The organism is Bradyrhizobium sp. SZCCHNR1017, from assembly GCF_032381375.1.
Taxonomy (GTDB): Bacteria; Pseudomonadota; Alphaproteobacteria; order Rhizobiales; family Xanthobacteraceae; genus Bradyrhizobium.
The window spans coordinates 590,686-610,567 of the sequence record NZ_JAUHIR010000002.1; the positions used below are offsets into that span (position 1 = coordinate 590,686).

Annotated in this window: 19 protein-coding genes; 12 read left to right on the forward strand and 7 right to left on the reverse strand. The window is 64.8% G+C overall.

All coding sequences use genetic code 11. The features are described 5' to 3' along the window. The first annotated feature begins 69 nt into the window (after window positions 1–69). From QW863_RS08310 to QW863_RS08365, 12 genes are all read left to right on the forward strand, one after another. Window positions 70–804: a phosphatidylserine decarboxylase gene (locus QW863_RS08310; protein WP_315714965.1), complete on the forward strand. Its 735-nt coding sequence runs from the start codon at window positions 70–72 to the stop codon at window positions 802–804. A gap of 88 nt (window positions 805–892) precedes the next feature. Continuing rightward, on the forward strand, window positions 893–1,783 hold the full coding sequence (locus tag QW863_RS08315) for a phosphatidylcholine/phosphatidylserine synthase (RefSeq protein ID WP_315714503.1): 891 nt from the start codon (window positions 893–895) through the stop codon (window positions 1,781–1,783). A 109-nt stretch (window positions 1,784–1,892) separates the two neighbouring features. Beyond that, window positions 1,893–2,612: an RraA family protein gene (locus QW863_RS08320; RefSeq protein ID WP_315714502.1), complete on the forward strand. Its 720-nt coding sequence runs from the start codon at window positions 1,893–1,895 to the stop codon at window positions 2,610–2,612. 289 nt (window positions 2,613–2,901) lie between these two features. Continuing rightward, a complete protein-coding gene (locus tag QW863_RS08325; RefSeq protein WP_315714501.1) occupies window positions 2,902–5,091 on the forward strand; it encodes a hybrid sensor histidine kinase/response regulator in 2,190 nt (729 codons plus the stop codon). Continuing rightward, the gene (locus QW863_RS08330) at window positions 5,088–5,450 is read left to right on the forward strand and encodes an Hpt domain-containing protein (protein WP_315714500.1); all 363 of its coding nucleotides are present in this window, start codon (window positions 5,088–5,090) and stop codon (window positions 5,448–5,450) included. The genes QW863_RS08325 and QW863_RS08330 overlap by 4 nt, the downstream gene beginning before the upstream one ends. A gap of 165 nt (window positions 5,451–5,615) precedes the next feature. Beyond that, window positions 5,616–6,389 carry a motility protein A gene (locus tag QW863_RS08335; protein ID WP_315714499.1) on the forward strand — a complete coding sequence of 258 codons (774 nt, stop codon included), beginning with the start codon at window positions 5,616–5,618 and terminating at the stop codon, window positions 6,387–6,389. Between the two features lie 36 nt (window positions 6,390–6,425). Next, on the forward strand, window positions 6,426–7,256 hold the full coding sequence (locus QW863_RS08340) for a flagellar motor protein MotB (protein WP_315714498.1): 831 nt from the start codon (window positions 6,426–6,428) through the stop codon (window positions 7,254–7,256). A 279-nt stretch (window positions 7,257–7,535) separates the two neighbouring features. Then, window positions 7,536–9,434, forward strand: coding sequence for a potassium transporter Kup (locus QW863_RS08345; RefSeq protein ID WP_315714964.1), 1,899 nt, complete (start codon window positions 7,536–7,538; stop codon window positions 9,432–9,434). 151 nt (window positions 9,435–9,585) lie between these two features. Beyond that, window positions 9,586–11,508, forward strand: a complete 1,923-nt coding sequence (locus tag QW863_RS08350) for a potassium transporter Kup (protein WP_315714497.1) — start codon at window positions 9,586–9,588, stop codon at window positions 11,506–11,508. Between the two features lie 108 nt (window positions 11,509–11,616). Next, window positions 11,617–11,946 (forward strand): rhodanese-like domain-containing protein, encoded by a 330-nt coding sequence (locus tag QW863_RS08355; protein WP_315714496.1) that lies wholly within the window; start codon window positions 11,617–11,619, stop codon window positions 11,944–11,946. A gap of 9 nt (window positions 11,947–11,955) precedes the next feature. Then, on the forward strand, window positions 11,956–13,119 hold the full coding sequence (locus QW863_RS08360; protein WP_315714495.1) for an aminotransferase: 1,164 nt from the start codon (window positions 11,956–11,958) through the stop codon (window positions 13,117–13,119). Window positions 13,120–13,129: 10 nt separating this feature from the next. Next, window positions 13,130–14,236: a polyamine ABC transporter substrate-binding protein gene (locus QW863_RS08365; RefSeq protein ID WP_315714494.1), complete on the forward strand. Its 1,107-nt coding sequence runs from the start codon at window positions 13,130–13,132 to the stop codon at window positions 14,234–14,236. A gap of 134 nt (window positions 14,237–14,370) precedes the next feature. Here the strand turns inward: QW863_RS08365 and QW863_RS08370 are convergent, their stop codons facing one another. The 7 genes from QW863_RS08370 to QW863_RS08400 all read right to left on the reverse strand — a co-directional run bounded on the left by QW863_RS08370 (window position 14,371) and on the right by QW863_RS08400 (window position 19,701). Further along, window positions 14,371–14,748 carry a VOC family protein gene (locus QW863_RS08370; RefSeq protein WP_315714493.1) on the reverse strand — a complete coding sequence of 126 codons (378 nt, stop codon included), beginning with the start codon at window positions 14,746–14,748 and terminating at the stop codon, window positions 14,371–14,373. A gap of 159 nt (window positions 14,749–14,907) precedes the next feature. Beyond that, window positions 14,908–15,840, reverse strand: a complete 933-nt coding sequence (locus QW863_RS08375) for a lipid A biosynthesis lauroyl acyltransferase (protein WP_315714492.1) — start codon at window positions 15,838–15,840, stop codon at window positions 14,908–14,910. 16 nt (window positions 15,841–15,856) lie between these two features. Beyond that, window positions 15,857–17,131: a beta-ketoacyl-ACP synthase gene (locus tag QW863_RS08380; protein WP_409977896.1), complete on the reverse strand. Its 1,275-nt coding sequence runs from the start codon at window positions 17,129–17,131 to the stop codon at window positions 15,857–15,859. Between the two features lie 38 nt (window positions 17,132–17,169). Beyond that, entirely contained in the window at window positions 17,170–18,375 is a 1,206-nt protein-coding gene (locus tag QW863_RS08385; RefSeq protein ID WP_315714491.1) for a beta-ketoacyl-ACP synthase, read from the reverse strand. After that, a complete protein-coding gene (locus tag QW863_RS08390; protein WP_315714490.1) occupies window positions 18,372–18,842 on the reverse strand; it encodes a 3-hydroxyacyl-ACP dehydratase FabZ family protein in 471 nt (156 codons plus the stop codon). Before QW863_RS08390 ends, QW863_RS08385 begins: the two co-directional genes overlap by 4 nt. Window positions 18,843–18,851: 9 nt before the next feature. After that, window positions 18,852–19,133, reverse strand: coding sequence for an acyl carrier protein (locus tag QW863_RS08395; protein WP_006609130.1), 282 nt, complete (start codon window positions 19,131–19,133; stop codon window positions 18,852–18,854). A gap of 217 nt (window positions 19,134–19,350) precedes the next feature. Continuing rightward, window positions 19,351–19,701: a hypothetical protein gene (locus QW863_RS08400; RefSeq protein ID WP_315714489.1), complete on the reverse strand. Its 351-nt coding sequence runs from the start codon at window positions 19,699–19,701 to the stop codon at window positions 19,351–19,353. Window positions 19,702–19,882 lie beyond the last annotated feature (181 nt).

Sequence of the window (19,882 nt, forward strand, 5' to 3'; positions counted from 1 at the left end):
CTCAAGAATGCATTAAGGATTCATTTTGACCTTCGCCGGCCATCGACCTAGTCAAGGCGGCGGTCCGCTCTGAGGTCAGAGCGACAACACTCAACGAAGCAGGCCATGTCGATCAGCAATTCCATCCGCGCTCAGATCCCGCCGATCCACCCGGAAGGTTATCCTTTCATCGGGGGATTTGCCCTCGTCAGCCTGATCCTGTTCTGGATATTCACCCCGCTCGGCTGGATCGGCACGCTGCTCACCGTCTGGTGCGCGCTGTTCTTCCGCGACCCGATCCGGGTCACGCCGCAGCGGGAAGGGCTGGTGGTGGCGCCGGCCGACGGGCGCATCTCCATGATCACGCGCGCCCTGCCGCCGGCCGAGCTCGGCCTCGGCGACCGACCGCTGCTGCGGGTCTCGATCTTCATGAGCGTGTTCAACGTGCATGTGAACCGCAGCCCGGTGGCCGGCCGGATCGAGAAGATCGCCTACCGTCCGGGCGCCTTCATCAATGCCGAGCTCGACAAGGCGAGCGAGGACAACGAGCGCAACTCGCTCGCGATCTCGACGCCGCATGGCCGCATCGGCGTGGTCCAGATCGCAGGCCTCGTGGCGCGCCGGATCGTGTCGTTCGTGCGCGAGGGGCAGACCATTGGGGCTGGCGAGCGCTTCGGCCTGATCCGCTTCGGCTCGCGGCTCGACGTCTATCTCCCCGACGGCACGGAGGTTCTGGTCTCGGAGGGGCAGACGGCCATTGCCGGCGAGACGATCCTGGCCGATTTCGACGTCCCCGTGCCCGGCCTGACGTTCCGGAGCCAGTGAACCGTCGCTGCCCGCTGGTGACCCATTAAGGGGACCTTGAGCTGTGTTCAGGCACAAGGTTCCGGCCCAAACCACACGTGGTGTGATCATGAGCTTCGACGTGAACTCTCCCGAACTGCGCCGCCGCCGTTTCCGCCCGATCCCGGTGCGGCTGCTGGTGCCGAACATGATCACCCTGCTGGCGATCTGCGCCGGCCTGACCGCGATCCGGCTGTCGACCGAGGGACGGATGGAGCTCGCGGTCGGCGCCATCGTCTTTGCCGCCTTCCTGGACGGCATCGATGGCCGCATCGCCCGCATGATCAAGGGCCAGTCGAAGTTCGGCGCCGAGCTCGACAGCCTGGCCGATTTCGTCAATTTCGGCGTGGCGCCGGGCCTGATCCTGTATTTCTGGCAGCTCCATGAGCTGCGCGACGGCGGCTGGATCGCCGCCATGATGTACGCCATCAGCGGCGGCCTGCGGCTGGCGCGCTTCAATGCCAGCATCGACGATCCCAACAAGCCGCCCTTCGCCGCCAATTTCTTCACCGGCGTGCCGGCACCGCTCGGCGCCATCACCGTGCTGCTGCCCGTCTATCTGGCGTTCCTGGACCTGCCGAGGCCGCCGGCGCTGGTGACGGCGTTCTACACCCTGCTGATCGCCTTCCTGATGGTGTCGCGGCTGCCGGTGTTCTCCGGCAAGACCACGCGGATGCGTGTCTCGCCCGAACTCGTGCTGCCGGTGTTCGCCTCGGTGGTGTTCTTCGTGGCGCTGCTGGTGGTCTATCCCTGGCACATCCTGTCGGCCGGATCGATCCTCTACATCTTGAGCCTTCCGTTCGGCTGGCGGCTGTATCGGCACCAGGCGGCGCGGCACGCCGCGGTCCTTGGTGCCGCGGCTGCAGCGTCGCACGCCTCGTCTTCATCCACGACGGCTTTTGCGCCGACCGGCGCGCCAGCGGTGGAGCAGGGGCAGCGGCCGCCGGAACGGCTGCACTGAGCGCAGGGCCCAAGACCCGGCGCGCGCTTTGCCGGCTTGGGCGCCTCAGTTATACCGGATGGCCAAGGACGGCCGCGAATGCCGTCCGCATCATCCGGAGAAAACGCCCGTGACAAGCACTGCCGCCGCGCCCCTCGCTGCTTCCGTCCTCGAGGCGCTCGCGCGCTACGATACGCCGACTATCTGCAACGCGATGGAGATCGTGGCGCCCGAGCGGCGCCTGATCGGCTACACGACCAAGCCGCTGGTGTGTCCGTTCCCCGATCTGCCGCCCATGGTCGGCTACGCGCGGACGGCGACGATCCGGTCCGTCGTCAAATCGGGATTGCCGGCGGAGGAGCAGGCGAGGCGACGCACCGACTACTACGAATATGTCGGCACCGGTCATGGTCCCCGCGTCGTCGTGATCCAGGATATCGACGGCCCCGACATCGGCTACGGCGCATTCTGGGGCGAGGTACAGAGCAACGTCCACAAGGCGCTCGGCTGCCTCGGCGTGATCACCGATGGATCGATCCGCGACATCCCGCAATGGGCTGCCGGCTTCCAGGCACTGGCGGGCTCGATCGGTCCGTCGCATGCGTGGGTGCATGCCGAGAGCTTCGGCGGCGAGGTCCGCGTCGCCGGGATGACCGTGCGCTCGGACGACCTGATCCACTCCGATCGCCATGGTGCGATCGTCATCCCCGCCGACATCGCGGCGAGGCTTCCCGAGGCGGCCGAGTTGTGCGCGCGCCGTGAAACGCCGATCCTGGAGATCGCGCGGTCTGCGGATTTCTCGCTCGAGAAGCTCAAGGCCGCCTTGAAGCGGTCGGCGGAGATTCATTGAGCGTCGCTTCACTCCGGTCCCAATGGGCGAGCCGTACCGCGCGGCGGTGCGGCCCGCCGGCCTTGCGCTGGGCGCTCGCCGAACTGCGACGCTGCAACCGCATCCGGATGACTACGGGGTGGCGGCTGACCCTCCGCCGAAAATATCGCACACGGTGACGAATTACCCGCAAACAGGCCGGAATTCGCCGAAGGTTAAGCGGCCGTCGCTCGTTGAGAAGATTTTATCCATCAAGCTTTACCTGATGGCTAGCCTGTCCCGATAGGCATGTCGCCCGAGGGCGAAGGACATGCGCAGGCTGATATCGAAATCCGGGCCGTTGTTCGGGCGGCTCGACCGGACCGTCGACAAGATGGTTCGGCTGATCGGACATTTCGGCAGCGCCGCGATCGGCCTCTCGGCGATCGCCCTGGTGTGGGCCGGCATCTTCTACACCATCTCTGAAGAGTATACGCGCACCGAGCAGTCGGCGCTTAAGAACGGCGCCAATCTGGCCCGCGCGTTCGAGGAGCAGATCATCCGCTCGATCCGCGCGGCAGATCAGACCTTGCTCTACGTCCGCGACTCCTATGCCAGGGACCCGCACAACTTCGACATGTCGCTATGGTCGAAGAACAGCCAGTTCCTGTCCGACTTCTCGTTTCAGGTCGTCGTGATCGGCAAGGACGGCATCATGCTGTCCAGCAACATCGATCCGAAGATGCGGGGCCTCGACCTGCGCGACCGCGAGCACTTCCGCGTTCATGCCGACGGCAAGGATGATTTTCTCTTCATCAGCAAGCCGATCTTCGGCCGTGTCTCCAACAAATGGTCGATCCAGTTGACCCGCCGCATCATCATGCCGGACGGTTCGTTCGGCGGCGTCGTGGTGGTCTCGCTCGACCCTGAATATCTGTCGAGCTTCTACAATTCGGTCGATCTCGGCAAGAAGGGCAATGTCACACTGCTCGGTCTCGACGGCATCGTGCGCGCACGGGCCTCGGCCGGTCCGGGGGGCGTCGGATCCTCGCTCGCCGGCAGCCCGGTGATGAGCGCCATTCAGCACGGAAGCAGCGGCTTCTACACCTTCAAAAGTCTGATCGACGGCGTCACGCGCATCTACTCGTTCCAGCGCATCAAGGATCTGCCGCTGGTGGTCATCGTCGGTCAGGCCTCCGAGGAGATCTTCAGCGCCTTCAAGCTCAACCGCGATCGTGATCTGCTGGTCGGAGCGTTGCTGACGGTGGTCATCGGCATCATCACGATCCTGATTGCGCGCTATCAGGCGGGGCTTGCCGCCTCGCGTGATGCCGCCGAGGCAGGTACGCGGGCGCGCTCCGAATTCCTGGCGATGATGAGCCATGAGATACGCACGCCGATGAACGGCGTCATCGGCCTTGCCGATCTCTTGCTGTCGGCGGACCTCGCGCCGGAGCAGCGCAAGATCGCGACCACCTTGCGCGAGTCGGCCGACTACCTGTTGCAGCTGCTCAACGACGTCCTCGATTTCTCCAAGCTCGATGCCGATCGTCTGGAGATCGAGCACATCGAGTTCGACCTGCACCGGTCGGTGACGGCGACCGCCGAGCTGCTGGTGTCCCGCGCCAAGGAAAAGGGTCTGCAGCTGACCACCTCGATCGCGCCGGAAGTGCCGAACTACGTGGTCGGCGATCCCGCGCGATTGCGCCAGGTGCTGTTCAACCTGGTCGGCAATGCGCTCAAATTCACCGAATCGGGCGGCGTCCATATCGATGTCCGCGCCGAGAACCTTGCCGGGTCGCACCTGACGCTGGTGTTCTCGGTCGCCGATACCGGCGTCGGCATTCCCGCAGACGCCGTCAGCCGGCTGTTCAAGCAGTTCTCGCAGGTCGACAATTCCATCTCGCGCCGCTTCGGGGGCACCGGCCTGGGGCTCGCGATCTGCAAGCGCCTCGTCACCTGTATGGGCGGCGACATCACGGTGCAGAGCAAGGTGGGGGAGGGTAGCACCTTCACCTTCTCGATCCAGGTCCAGACGCAGCCGGACGTCGAGCAGGTGAGCGCGCCCGAGGCGACCATCGTGCCGGCCGGCGAGACGATCGCCGAGGAACGTCCGGGCAGCCTCGAGCCGCTGAAGATCCTCGTTGCCGAGGACAATCTGACCAATCAGTTCGTCATCAAGAAGCTCCTGGACAAGCTCGGTCACCGCTACGACATCGTCGAGAACGGAACCCAGGCGATCGCGGCCGTGCAGAGGCAGGGCTACGATCTCGTGCTGATGGACATGATGATGCCCGAGATGGACGGGCTGACGGCGACGCGGATGATCCGCTCGCTGCCGCCGCCCGCCCAGGACATCTACATTGTTGCCCTGACGGCCAACGCCACCAGCCAGGATCATCTGGCTTGCACGGACGCCGGCATGAACGACTTCGTGACCAAGCCGGTCACGCGCGATCGACTGAATGCCGCTCTGCTTCGCGCGGCCGCTGCCACACACAAGGAAAGGCTTGTCGCATGACCGACTGGGTGCAATTCGACGAATCCGTCTATCAGATCCTGGTCTCCGAGCTCGGCGAAGAGGATGCGCTGGAGGTCCTGCGCACGTTCCTCGACGATACCTCGGGAAAGTTCGGCACGCTTGCCGCCAAGTTCGAGGATCGCCTCGAACTGAGGCGCGAGGCGCATTCGATCAAGAGTTCGTCGGCGACGTTCGGTTTTTCGGCGCTGTCGCGCCTGTCGCGCGAACTCGAGGTCGGATCGTCGACGATGGAGCCGGCGCAGATGCTGGAGATGATCCACAAGATGCAGCGATCATTCGATCAGTCAGCCGTCTTCGCCGCGGCTAACCTGCTCAAGTCCGGAGCGTCAGCCGCTTGAGCGAGGTCGGCGTGGTCTGCGGCGCTGCTGTTTACCTTTCATTATGCCTACCGAATTCAGTAACTCGTCCTTAATGGCGGACATTTAGGGTCGTGACACGCGGTCCAGAAGCACCGCGTCGGTCCGGCAGGGTCCGTGGTTTGCGTACGCGGGTGGAGTTGACTCATGGATATTATGACGAGTGCGGGGCTCGTGGCTGGCGTGATCGTCATCGCGACGATGATGCTGCTGGGCGGCGATCTCGAGATGTTCGTCAGCGAGCACGCCGCAATCATCATCTTCGGCGGTTCGATCGCAGCCACCATGATTCGCTTCCCGCTGGGCGTCATGCTGCACGGCGTTCCGCTTGGAATGAAGTACGCTTTCACCATGAGCCGCCTGTCGGCCCGCGAGCTCGTCGACGAGCTCGCCCGCATTGCCGAGATCGCGCGCAAGCAGGGCCCGGTCGGCCTGGAAAAGGTCGAGACCGACGAGCCGTTCCTCGCCAAGGGAATCCGCTACGTGGCCGACGGCTACGATCTCGAATTCATCCGCGACAATCTCGAGCGCGACCGCGACAATTTCCTGATGCACCTGGACGAAGGCAGCAAGATCTATCGCGCCATCGGCGACTGCGCCCCGGCGTTCGGCATGGTCGGCACGCTGATCGGCATGGTGCAGATGTTCGCCAACATGACCGACCCCTCGAAGCTCGGCCCGTTCATGGCGACCGCGCTGCTCGCGACTCTGTACGGCGCGTTGGTGTCGAACCTGATCTGTCTGCCGATCGCCGACAAGCTGCATGGCAAGCTGCTGGACGAAGAAACCAACCGGACGCTGATCATCGACGGAATCCTGATGATCCGCGACTCCAAGAGTCCCGCCCTGGTCCGCGAAATGCTCCTGGCCTATCTGCCCGAGAAGCATCGCCACGCCGAAGGCGAGCCCGTGCCGGCCTGATCGGCTGCGGCGGGGCGATCCGGGGTGGGGTAGGCAATGGCCAAGAAGAAGAGGGGCGATGCGCATGGCGGCGGTCACGGCTGGTTCGTGACCTTTGCCGACCTGATGGGACTTCTGGTCAGCTTCTTCGTGATGCTGGTCGCGTTCTCGACCATGGACAACAACAAGCTGAAAGTCGTCGCAGGCTCGATGCGCGACGCCTTCGGCGTGCAGTCCGAGTCGCGCTATTCGGGCATCGTGGAATCCGACGGCCTGCCGACCCGGCCGAAGCTCAAGAACGCCGCCCACATCTCGCCGGAGGAGACCGCGCGCGAGCCCAGCCCCGAGCAGGAGGAGCGCCAGCATACCAATGGCGCCAAGCTGAAGATCGATCGCCAGTTCGCGCTGGCGTCCGCCTCGCTGCGTCAGGCGCTGCAGGACATGCCGGAGATGACCGAGATCTCCAAGCACATCATGTTCGAAGAGACCAAGCAGGGGCTCAACCTGGAGATCGTCGACCAGGACGGGCGGTCGATGTTCGCGGATGGCTCGAAGGTGCCCTTCGACCGCACGCGACGCCTGATCGAGAAGCTGGCCGCACCGCTCAAGGCGACACCGCTTCGGGTCCAGATCACCGGGCACACGGCCGCCGGCTTCGTTCCCGCCCGGAGCGATTATGATGGTTTCGACCTGTCGGCGGACCGCGCCAACGCAGTACGCCAGATCCTGGAGCGGGAAGGGTTGCCGGCGAGCCACATCTACGCGGTCTCCGGCAAGGCGGATAGCCAGCCACTGTTCCCGGACGATCCCTCGCTGGCCGCCAACCGCCGCGTGACGATCACCTTGATGCGGGAAGACCCGCCATTGCCGCCCGATCTGAAGCCGTAGCCGGGACGCTTCCCTTCCCGCATCATATTGCCGCACGGGCGACTGCGAACGGCAACGAGGAGCATCAGCAGGCACTTGATTCGCCTGAGGCAGATCCGACATCTGCCTCAGGGTGCTTGGGCTAAAGGCACTTGCCGCGATGCGGCATGCGACATCTGTGTCAGCCGTGCCGTTTGGTTGCGGGCTGGGAACATAGGTCTGCTTACGGTAGAGACTTGACCTGCGAACGGTCTACGTTCACACGCGCCGGGCCAAACAGGGAAGATGCGTTCCGAGCACATGACGGCCAGCGCGACATCGACCGAAGGACAGGACACCGCGAGCACGTCGGGGTTCTGGGGGCTGACGCTAGGCAGCATCGGCGTGGTGTTCGGAGACATCGGCACCTCGCCCCTCTACGCCTTTCGCGAGGCCGCGCACGGCGCTGCTCAGGGGCAGCCGGTGTCGCGGATCATCGTGCTCGGCGTGCTCTCGCTGATCCTCTGGTCGCTGTTCATCGTGGTGACAGCCAAATACGTCCTGCTGCTGCTCCGCGCCGACAATAACGGCGAGGGCGGAACGCTGTCGCTGATGGCGCTCGGACAGCGGGCTTTGGGTCGGCGCAGCCTGCTCCTGATGTCGCTGGGCGTGATCGGCGCTTCGATGTTCATCGGAGACTCGATGATCACGCCGGCGATCTCGGTGTTGTCGGCGGTCGAAGGCCTCAAGCTCGCCGCGCCTGCGCTCGAGCATTATGTCGTGCCGCTGACCGTGTTCATCCTGGTCGTGCTGTTCGCGGTCCAGAGCAAGGGGACGGCGCGCGTCGCCTCCGCCTTCGGCCCGGTCATGGTCACGTGGTTCACCGCCCTCGCCGTGATGGGACTGGTCCACATCCGCGACGACCCCTCCGTGCTCGCGGCGATCAATCCCTATTATGCGGTGCAGTTCCTGCTCTCGCACGGCACGATCGGCCTGGTCACCCTGGGCGCGGTGTTCCTCGCGGTCACCGGCGGCGAGGCGCTCTATGCAGATCTCGGTCATTTCGGCCGCAAGCCGATCCAGTCGGCCTGGCTGTTCTTCGTGCTTCCGGCGCTGCTGATCAACTATTTCGGGCAGGGCGCCCTGGTGCTGTCCGATCCCGCCGCGATCGAGAATTCGTTCTACCGGATGGTGCCCGAACTGTTGCTGCTGCCGCTGGTGGTGCTGGCCACCGCCGCGACTGTCATCGCGAGCCAGGCCGTGATCACGGGCGCCTATTCGCTGGTCAGCCAGGCGGTCCAGCTCGGCCTGCTGCCGCGTTTCGAGGTACGCTACACGTCGGAGAGCCATGCCGGCCAGATCTATCTGCCGCGGGTCAACCGGCTGCTGCTGATCGGCGTGCTGCTGCTGGTCCTGCTGTTCCGGACCTCGAGCAATCTCGCCTCCGCCTACGGCATCGCAGTGTCCACCACCATGGTCGCCGACGGCATCATGGGCTTCGTGGTGATCTGGAAGCTGTGGAACTTGCGTGCGGCCGTGGCGGCTGCCGTGATCGCTCCCTTCGTCATCGTCGATATGACCTTCTTCAGCGCCAACCTGCTGAAGCTCCTCGAAGGAGCCTGGGTTCCGCTGCTGTTCGGTGCCGCGATGGTCGTGACGATCTGGACCTGGCGGCGTGGTTCGGCGATCTTGGTGCTCAAGACGCGCAAGATCGAGGTTCCGCTGGATGACCTGATCACCAGCCTGGAGAAGAGGCCTCCTCACATCGTCAAGGGCACGGCGGTGTTTCTCACGAGCGATCCGACCTCGGTGCCGACCGCATTGCTGCACAATCTCAAGCACAATAAGGTGCTGCACGAGCACAACGTGATCCTGACCATCGAGACCGCGCAGACGCCGCGGGTCGATGTCTCGGAGCGCGTGCGCATGGAGAAGATCAGCGAGAAGTTTTCCAAGGTGCGGCTGCGCTTCGGATTCATGGAATCCCCGAACGTGCCGCGCGCGCTCGCGGTGGCGCGCAAGCTCGGCTGGCAGTTCGACATCATGTCGACGTCGTTCTTCGTCTCGCGCCGCTCGTTGAAGCCATCGTCCCAGTCGGGCATGCCGACCTGGCAGGACCATCTCTTCATTGGTCTGAGCCGGTCGGCCAACGACGCCACGGACTATTTCCAGATTCCCACGGGCCGGGTCGTCGAGGTCGGTACCCAGGTAACGATTTGATCGGTTGGTCTTCCCTGATGTCTCGTGTATGCCTAAATGCATGGCTGAGGCGCATTCCCGACAGGTCCGTCGCAACGCGCTGCCGCTATAAGCCGCGCGCTCTGCCGCGTTGTGCAGTGAAGCATTAACGAGTCCTCGAGGGGGCTACCCCATGACAGTCGACGTCGCAGCTACGCCCGCGGAAGCGCCGGCGACCAACGGGCATGGCAACGCCCATTCCACGGCGAGCTTCGCGGCGCTGACACTGGGAAGCATCGGTGTCGTCTATGGCGACATCGGCACCAGCCCGCTGTACGCGTTGCGTGAAGCGGTCATGGCTGCGAGCAGCAGCGGCGAAGCTGCGCCTCACGCCGTGATGGGGGTGATCTCGCTCATCCTGTGGGCTCTCATCGTCGTCGTGACCCTCAAATACGTCGTGATCCTGCTGCGCGCCGACAACCACGGCGAGGGCGGCACCCTGGCGCTGATGGCGCTCGCCCAGCGTGCGGTCACGCGCGGCGCCAGCGTCATCGTTCTGCTCGGTATCGTCAGCGGCGCGCTGTTCTATGGCGACGCGGTGATCACGCCGGCCCTGTCCGTCCTGTCGGCGATCGAGGGCATCAAGCTGGTGACGGCGGCGTTCGATCCCTACGTCGTGCCGCTCACGGTCATCATCCTGGTCATGCTGTTCGCGGTCCAGGTGCGCGGCACGGCCAAGGTGGCGGCGTTCTTCGGCCCGATCATGCTGATCTGGTTCCTGGTGATCGGGATCGCGGCGTTGCCGCCGATCCTGCACCATCCGGAGGTGCTGTGGGCGATCAACCCGCTGCATGCCGTGACCTTCATGCTGCATCACGGGATCATCGGCTTCATCACGCTCGGCGCGGTGTTCCTTGCCGTCACCGGCGCCGAGGCGCTGTATGCCGACCTCGGCCATTTCGGCAAGCGGCCGATCCAGACCGCCTGGCTGTTCATCGTGCTGCCGTCGCTGGCGCTGAACTATCTGGGGCAGGGGGCGCTGGTGATCGCCGACGCGAAGGCGATCGAGAACCCGTTCTTCCTGATGTTCCCGGATTGGGCGCTGATCCCGATGGTCGCGCTCGCCACCATGGCGACCGTCATCGCGAGCCAGGCCGTCATCACCGGTGCCTATTCGCTGACCCGGCAGGCGATCCAGCTCGGCCTGCTGCCGCGCTTCGAGATCCGTCACACCTCCGAGGCGCATTCTGGCCAGATCTACATTCCGCGCATCAACAAGCTGCTGCTGATCTCGGTCATGCTGCTCGTGCTGATGTTCAAGTCGTCCAGCGCGCTGGCCTCGGCCTACGGCATCTCGGTCACCGGCACCATGGTCGTGACGGCCATGATGGGCTTCGTCGTGATCTGGAAGGTCTGGCGGTGGTCGCCGTTCGCGGCCGCCGCGCTGATTGCGCCGTTCCTGTTCCTGGACCTGACCTTCCTGGCGGCGAACCTCCTGAAGGTGTTCGAAGGCGGCTGGGTGCCGCTGGCGCTGGGCGGCTTCGTGATGACGCTGATGTACACGTGGCGGCGCGGCAGCCGGCTCTTGTTCGACAAGTCGCGCAAGCTCGAATTCCCGCTCGCCGATCTCGTGACCATGCTTGAGAAGCGTCCGCCGCAGCGGGTGGCCGGTACGGCCGTGTTCCTGACCAGCGATCCCTTGAGCGCGCCGACCGCGCTGATGCACAGCCTCAAGCACTACAAGGTGCTGCACGAAAAGAACGTGATCCTGACGATCGAGACCGCGCCGACGCCGCGCATCGAGCCGTCCGAACGCGTTCGCCTCGAGCAGATCAGTCCGACGTTTTCCAAGGTGACGTTGCGCTTCGGCTTCATGGAATCGCCCAACGTGCCGCGCGCCCTGGCGATCGCGCGCAAGCTCGGCTGGCAGTTCGACATCATGTCGACCTCGTTCTTCCTGTCGCGCCGCGCGCTGAAGCCGGCTGCGCACTCGGGCATGCCGCGTTGGCAGGATCACCTGTTCATCTCGATGAGCCGCTCCGCCAACGATGCGACCGACTATTTCCAGATCCCGAGCGGGCGGGTGGTGGAGGTCGGCACCCAGGTCACGATCTGAGCTCGAGACCCATCCCGTCAGCGTGCCGAAGCGCTTGATTTTCGCAGCGTCTGGGGTGAGTTTGGCGGCCGGATCAGGGCCGATACGGCCCCGCTGAAGGCTTGGAGGATGGGCGTGGCTGTTGTGCACGATTTGACCCCGCAGGACGTGGCCCAGGGGATCGCGGAAGGGCGAATTCTTCTGGTTGACGTGCGCGAGCCGAATGAAGTTTCCGCGGAAGCCTATCCCGACGGCGTCGTCGTTCCGCTGTCGGGCTTCGACCCGAAGCTGATCCCGGATCCCCAAGGCAAGGACGTCGTGTTCGCCTGCCGCTCTGGCAAGCGCTCGGTGACGGCATCGCTCGCCGCGCAGGCCGCCGGGCTGCCCTACGACAAGCATCTCCAGGGCGGTATGCTCGGCTGGAAGGCGGCCGGCCTGCCGACCAGGACCGGCGGCTGACAGGCGATCATGATCTCGCAGAACAAGGTCTTCGCCGACCTGCCCGTCACCATTTTCGAGCAGATGTCGCAGCTCGCGCGCGACAACGACGCCATCAATCTGGGGCAGGGCTTTCCCGACGATCCGGGCCCGGAGGATATCCGCCGCGCCGCAGCCGACGCGGTCCTCAACGGCTACAATCAGTATCCGTCGATGATGGGCCTGCCGGAGCTGCGCCAGGCCATCGCCGCGCACTACAAGCACTGGCACAAGCTCGATCTCGATCCGATGAGCGAGGTCATGGTCACCTCCGGCGGCACCGAAGCGCTGACGTCGGCGATCCTGTCGGTGGTCGAGCCGGGCGACGAGGTGATCTGCTTTCAGCCGGTCTATGATTCCTATCTGCCGATCATCCGCCAGGCCGGCGGCATTCCGCGCCTCGTCCGCCTCGAGCCGCCGCATTGGCGGCTCTCGGAGGAGATGCTGCGGCAGGCGTTCTCGCCAAAGACCAAGGCGGTACTGTTCAACAACCCGCTCAACCCGGCCGCGGTGGTCTACCCGCGCGAGGACCTCGAGCTGTTGGCACGCTTCTGCCAGGAGTTCGACGCGGTCGCGATCTGCGACGAGGTGTGGGAGCACGTCGTGTTCGACGGCCGCGCGCACATTCCGCTGATCGCGATTCCCGGGATGCGCGACCGCACCATCAAGGTCGGCTCGGCAGGCAAGATCTTCTCGTTGACGGGCTGGAAGATCGGCTTCGTCTGCGCCGCGCCGCATTTGTTGCGCGTGGCCGCCAAGGTGCATCAATTCCTGACGTTCACGACCGCGCCGAACCTGCAGGTCGCAGTCGCCTACGGCCTCGGCAAGTCGGACGACTATTTCGTCAACATGCGCAGCGAGCTCGCGCGCAGCCGCGACCGGCTCACGGCCGGTCTCGAAAGCCTGGGCTTTCCCGTGCTGAAGGCGCAGGGAACCTACTTCCTGACCGTCGACCTTTCGCCGCTCGGCCTCAACGAGACCGACGAGCAGTTCTGCCGCCGCATCGTCCACGACTACAAGGTGGCCGCCATCCCGGTGTCGGCGTTCTACGAGACGGATGCCGTGACCTCCGTGGTGCGGTTCTGCTTTGCCAAGAAGGACGCAACCCTGGATACGGCGCTGGAGCGTCTGTCGGACGCCATCCACCGGCGCTAGGAGACAAGTGATGACGCGCGGCTGCATGGGTTCGGCTCTGGCGCTGGCCGTCGCGGCGTTGACGCTTTCCGTACCGGCGGGGCGCGCCGAGGAGCGCGTCGTCAACTTCTACAACTGGTCGAACTACATGGCGCCCGGTGTCCTTGACGACTTCACCAAGGAGACCGGCATCAAGGTGGTCTACGACACGTTCGACGCCAACGAGACCCTGGAGACGCGGCTGCTCGCCGGCAAATCCGGCTACGACGTCGTGGTGCCGACCGCGTACTTCCTACAGCGCCAGATCAAGGCAAAAATCTTCCAGCCGCTCGACAAGTCGAAGCTGCCGAATCTCGCCAATGCCTGGCCTGTCGTGACCGAGCGTCTCGCCACCTACGATCCCGGCAATCAGTTCGCCGTCAACTACATGTGGGGCACGACCGGGATCGGCTACAACGTCAAGGCGGTCGAGAAGATCCTGGGTCCCGGCGCGCGGATCGACAGCTGGGACATGGTGTTCAAGCCGGAGAACCTCGCCAAGTTCAAGGATTGCGGAGTCCACATGCTGGATTCCGCCGACGACATCTTTCCGGCGGCGCTGAGCTATCTCGGCATCGACCCGAACTCGACCAGGCAGGCCGACCTGGAGAAGGCGGCCGAGGTGGTCGGCAAGGTCGCGCCATCGGTGCGCAAGTTTCATTCGTCGGAATATCTGAGCGCGCTCGCCACCGGCGAGATCTGCCTCGTCGTCGGTTGGTCCGGCGATATCATGCAGGCGAGGAGCCGTGCCCAGGAAGCGAAGAACGGCGTCGAGATCGGCTATGCGATCCCGAAAGAGGGGGCGCAGATGTTCTTCGACAATTTTGCGATTCCCGCCGACGCCCCGCACGTGGCTGAGGCGTATGCGCTGATCAACTACCTCTACCGCCCGGAGGTCGCCGCCAAGAACTCGGACTTCCTGTCCTATGCCAACGGCAACCTGGCCAGCCAGAAGCTGATCGACCCGAAGATCCTTGGCGACAAGAACATCTATCCGGACGACGCGACCTTGAAGAAGCTGTTCGTCATCACCGCCCGTGAGCCGGCGACGCAGCGGATCATCAACCGGCTCTGGACCAAGGTGAAGACGGGCAGGTGATGACTCCCGTCATTCCGGGATGGTGAGCAAGCACCAGACCCGGAATCTCGAGATTCCGGGTTCGATGCTGCGCATCGCCCCGGAATGACGAGACTTGATCGCTTGGTTTGATCTGACAAATCGGTTGAGATCGATCACGTCATCCGGTGCATCGCGCAGAGCTTGTTGCCGTCGAGGTCGCGCAGGTAGGCGAGATACAGCTTGCCGGCCGAACCTTCACGAACACCAGGCGGGTTTTCGCAGGTGGTGCCGCCGGCTTCGAGCCCCGCCGCATGCCAGGCGTCGGCCTGTTCGGGCGAGCTGCAGGCAAAGCCGATGGTGCCGCCATTGGCAGGGGTCGCGGGCTGGCCGTTGATCGGCTTCGACACCGAGAAGATGCCGGTCGGTGTGATGTAGAAAATGCGGTGGCCGTCGACCCTGGCGGGGCGCACGCCCAGCGTCCCCAGCAGCTTGTCGTAGAAGGCCTTGGCCTTGTCGAGGTCGTTGGTGCCGATCATCACATGCGAAAACATTCGCGCTTGTCCTCCCTGGAGCTTCCGAACATCTGTCGGATCGGCGGCCAAGGTAGCGAGCGTTCGTGTAGGAGGTAAGAGTTTTCTTCGGATGGGCCTGTCGACGGCATCGGATGCTGCCAACCGGCTTCCTTGGGGTGGAATTTGGTACGGCGCGAGCTACCGCCAGCGCCGGTGCAGCCAGAGCCATTGCTCGGGATATTCGCGGACCCAACTCTCGACGACGTCGGTGATCGCCTGCGTCGTGCCCTGGATGTCGATCTGTCCGTCGGCCGTCCGCACCGGCGTCACTTCCTCCGAGACTTCGGCGCGGAAGCGATTGCCGGGGAGGCGGATGATGCGCACGCCATGCACCGGGCATTCGACCTGGCGTAAGAGGCGGGCCAGCATCGGATTGGCGCGGGTCTTGCGGCCGAAGAACGTCACCTCGACGCCGCCGGTCAGGTACTGATCGACCAGCATGGCAACGTGCTGGCCGTTCTTGAGCGCCTGGGCCAGCCGCAGCGGGGCGTCGCGGCCGGCCGGGACCAGTGTGCCCATCTTGACCTGCCGTATCTCCTGGATGATGCGGTCGGCGGCGGCGATGTTGGGTCGACGATAAAGGATCGCCGTATCGAGCTTATGGGCGACCGCCGCCAGCGCCGGCATCTCCCAATTGGCGAGATGGCTGGCAAAGATCAGGGCTGGCTTGCCGTCGAGACGGAGCTGATGAAACAGCTCATGGGTGCGCGGCGACAGCTCGATCCGGCTGCGCTCGGGATGCGCCTCGTCGTAATCCCAGATCTTGTCGAGATGGGCGAACTCGGCGCCGACGCGGCCGAGATTGTCCCACACGCCGGCGAGGATGCTCTCGATCTCCTCGGGCGATTTCTCCGGGAAGGCCGCGGTGAGATTGTCGCGACCAATGCGCTGCTCGCGCAGGCGTGGCCCGATCATCTGCGCAATGCGCGCGAAGCGGTCGGCCGTCTTCTGCGGGTCGAAATAGCGCGTGGTCCTGAGCATGCCGACCGTCAGCGCGCCGACGGCGGAAGCCCCGGCCGACTTCACGGCTCGGCGGATCACGAGCTTGGTCCGGAGGGGCAGGAGACTCATCGATGGCAGCGGCGGATCAGGCCGGTTCGCGCGTCAGGATCAGCGAGGCGTTCTGGCCGCCGAAGCCGAACGAATTCGACATCACGGTGGTGACGCGCGCATCGCGGGCCTTGTTGCCGACGACGTCGAACAGGATCGCGGGATCCGGAATGTCGTAGTTAATGGTCGGCGGAATGCGCTGATGCTCGAGCGTCTGCAGCGAGAAGATCGCCTCGACCGCGCCGGCTGCCGAGATGGTGTGGCCGACCATCGACTTGTTCGACGACACTGGAATCTTGCTGGTGTGCTCGCCGAACACGGCGGAGACGCCGACATATTCCATCTTGTCGTTCTCGGGCGTGGCGGTGCCGTGGGCATTGATATGGTCGATCTGCTCAGGGGCCATGCCGGCATCGGCGAGCGCCTTGCGGATGCAGCCGATGATCGGCTTGCCGTCCGGCGAGGAACGGGTGCGGTGGAAGGAGTCGGTCAGCTCGCCGCAGCCAGCGACGACGCCGAGGATCTTGGCGCCGCGCGCCACGGCCGCGTCGTAGCTTTCCAGCACCAGCGCGCCGGCGCCCTCGGCCATCACGAAGCCATCGCGGTTCTTGGAGAACGGCTTGGAGGCGGCCTGCGGCGGGTCGTTCTGGGTCGACAGCGCCGACAGCAGCGAGAAGCGCACGAGCCCTTCCGGATTGACCGAGCCTTCGGTGGCGGCGCATAGCGCGACGTCAGTCTCACCGCGTCGGATGGCTTCGACGCCGAGCTGGATCGCGGTCGCGCCGGAGGCGCAGGCGGTCGACAGCGAGATCGGCGAGCCCTTGGTGCCGAAGGTGTCGGACAGCGAATCGGCGACCGAGCCGAACAGGAAGCGGTGGTGATAGTTGACGAACTTGCCGCCGCCGCAGACCTTCAGCAGGTCGTCATAGGTGAACTGAGTGCCGCCAACCTCGTGCGCGAGCTCCAGACGCTGGGGCCACTCGATCTCGACCGGCGCCACGGCGAGAAACAGCGGGCCCGGAAAATCGCCCTTGCTGCCGATTCCAGCCTGCGCGATGGCTTCCTCGACGGCCATGTGACCGAGCCGCTCGGACAGTCCCGTCGACGTGAACGGCGCCACGGGGACGAAATCGACCGTGCCGGCCATGGTCGTCTTCAAGCCGTCGATCGGAAACCGCGTGATGGTGCGGATTCCGGACTCGCCGGCCACGAGCTTGTTCCAATTATCGGACTTGCCGGCCCCAAGGGAGGTGACGATGCCCATCCCGGTCACGACCACGATGGGGCGTCCAAACTTGTCGCGTACACTCATGATGTCCCCCGTCGTGTCTTCTTAAGGCCGTGCCGCGTTCACTTGACTGCTTCGACCAAGGCCATGCCTTCGCCGCGGTAGTGGCCCGCGCCGACCACCACGATCTGGGCCGGAGCATCCTTCATGTCGGTCTCCACGCCCGAGGCGTCACCCGGCGCGAACAGGGCGCCGCGCGAGATCGAGAGCGCAGCGAGCGCGAGACCGAGCGCGAACTGCGCCTCCATCGAATGGCCGAAGCGGGTCCCGCTCGAGCGCACCGCGAACGCCTTGTGATGGTCGAGGAATGCGCGCTCCTCCGACGTCACCGGCTCGGCGCCGGTCGCGCCGGTGATGATGGCGCCGGGGGCCTCGTGGACGTCGAGCGCCGACCACAGACGGTCCAGCGTTCCCGTCACCGCGCCTGCCTCCTTGCGGCGGGCGCGGTCGGCGACGACCTTGCTGAGCCGGGCCAGCGGCTTGGCGCCGCGGGCCTCGGCATGCGGCCTGGATTCCAGCACCAGGAACGCGCCGGCCGATCCGAGCGCGAAGCCCGGATGGTCCTTGCGGGACCAGACCGGCTTGAATTCGTTCTTCAGATTGTAGTCGCCGAACTCGTACAGCACGAGCAGATCCTTGCGCTCGCCATTGTGCGAGCCGCCGACCAGCGCGATGTCGCTCTGGCCGCCGGCGATGCGGGCCAAAGCGATCTTGAACGCGTCGACGCCCGCAACCTCCTCGCCCATGAAGGTGCGCGAGGTGCCGCAGACGCCGTGCGAGATCGCGATGTTGCCGGCGAGCAGGTTGGACAACTGCGCCAGGAACAGGGTCGGGCGCAGGTCGCTCATCAGCCGATCGTTCAGGAAGCCGGGTGTGCAATTGCCCTGGGCTTCCGCGTTGAGGATCGCGGTGTCGACGGAGATGTCGCGCTCACCGCCGCCCGCGGCGACGATCATGTCCATCCGCGACAGGATGTCCTTGTTGCCCTTGAGGCCAGCGGAATCCAGCGCAAGCCCGGCGGCATAGGTGCCGATGCGCTGCCACGCCTCCATCTGGCGCTGCTCCTTCTTCGGGATCTGCGCTTCCAGATTCACCTTGGCCCAGGGATGCACGATGTAGGGCGCGAAACCCTGCTCATCGACGTTGATCTGGCCGGAGTTGAGGGCGTCCCAGTTCGCATCGAGTCCCTCGCCAAGCGAGGTCGCAAGACCGATACCGGTGATCCAGACTTCGACGGGTTCGGAGGTCACGGCTGTCGTCTCACTCATCGCTGCAGGACCTGTTGCGGAAAGCCGACGCGCTCGGCGACGGCGTCCATGTGTCCGCGCAGCTCCGGATTGGGGAAGGGGACGTGACTGAAAGTGATGGTCGCATTCGAACGCAGTTTGCCGCCGACCTTCACGCGCGCTTCGGTCATGGCGTAACCGGAGCCCTCGTGCAGCACGTTGGCCTCGACGGTCAGCACCTCGCCCGGCGATACGAAGCCGCGCATCTTGGCCTCCTTGACTGCGGCAAGGAACGGCATCCGCTCGAACTTCATCAGCGCGAGCAGCAGCCAGCCCGATGTCTGCGCCATCGATTCGATCAGGAGAACGCCGGGCATGATCGGATAGCCCGGGAAATGTCCTTCGAAGATCGTGCTTTCGGTGGGGACCTTGGCTTCGACGGTGATGGTCTTCTCGTCCAGCCGGAGATCGAGAATGCGGTCGATGAGCAGGAAGTATTCGATCTGCATGGCGGGCGCTCACGCGCCCTTGGCGGCGACCAGCTCGTCGATGCGGGCGCACAGGTTCTTCAGCACGAAATACTGCTCGGTGCTGGCTTTGCCGTCGTTGACTTCCTGCGTCCACTTCTCGAGCGGCAGCTTGATCCCGAAGGCCTTGTCGATCGCAAATGCGATGTCGAGGAAATCGAGGCTGTCGATGCCCAGATCGTCGATGGCATGGCTATCCGGCGTGATCGTGTCGCGCGGGATGTCGCAGGTTTCAGCGATGATCGTGGCGACCTGATCGAATGTTGAGGACATCACTAAGCCTTTGATATTTTGGAGCTAATCCGGTAGGTGGCGACGGGAGGACACCGCGCCCCCGGGGCCGTCTGATGCGAGCCCTTCTACCCCCGTCGCCCGGGAGTCGTGTGCCCGTATATCGGAGCGACGCGGTGAGTTCAATGGAGCCGGACACGGCGGTTGTGGCGGGATTGTGATGCCTCGTCGGCCGCGGCAGCCGCGTCCAGCAGGGGGATCAGGGCGTGTAGGTCTCGGTGATGATGCGGGCGCAGTCGCGCCGTCCGGTCAGCAGGCAGTCCTGGGTCTTGCGCAGGTCGGCAATGCTCATCGCCAGCCAGATGCCGATCGCGGTCAACGCGACCGTGAAGGCGATGGCGGCGATGTTGGCCAGGATGCGGTGACGGAAGTCATCGGGCTCCTCGCGGGGCTGCTCATACCGGGAGAGATCGAGTGTCGGTCGCTCGCCCCGATGCAGCTGAATCGGCGGACTGCCGCCCTCGGTGACGCGCCGCACCGGACTGCTGCGCGGCCGGAACGGCACCACGCGATGCTCTTCCTCCGCTGCAATGGGGCGCTGGGACTTCATGCCTCGACTCCGATGGTCCTTTCTAGCACGCAGGCCCGACCTCTCACAAAGAAACTTTGCCATAATTGAGCTGCATCAGCAAAGCATCTCGCTCCTCGAATGCATCCAATCGGCGCCCGCTCCGCGGGTGATTGGAACCTGCCGCGGCCGGTCCGAACGGCGTCGCAGCTACGGGCAGATG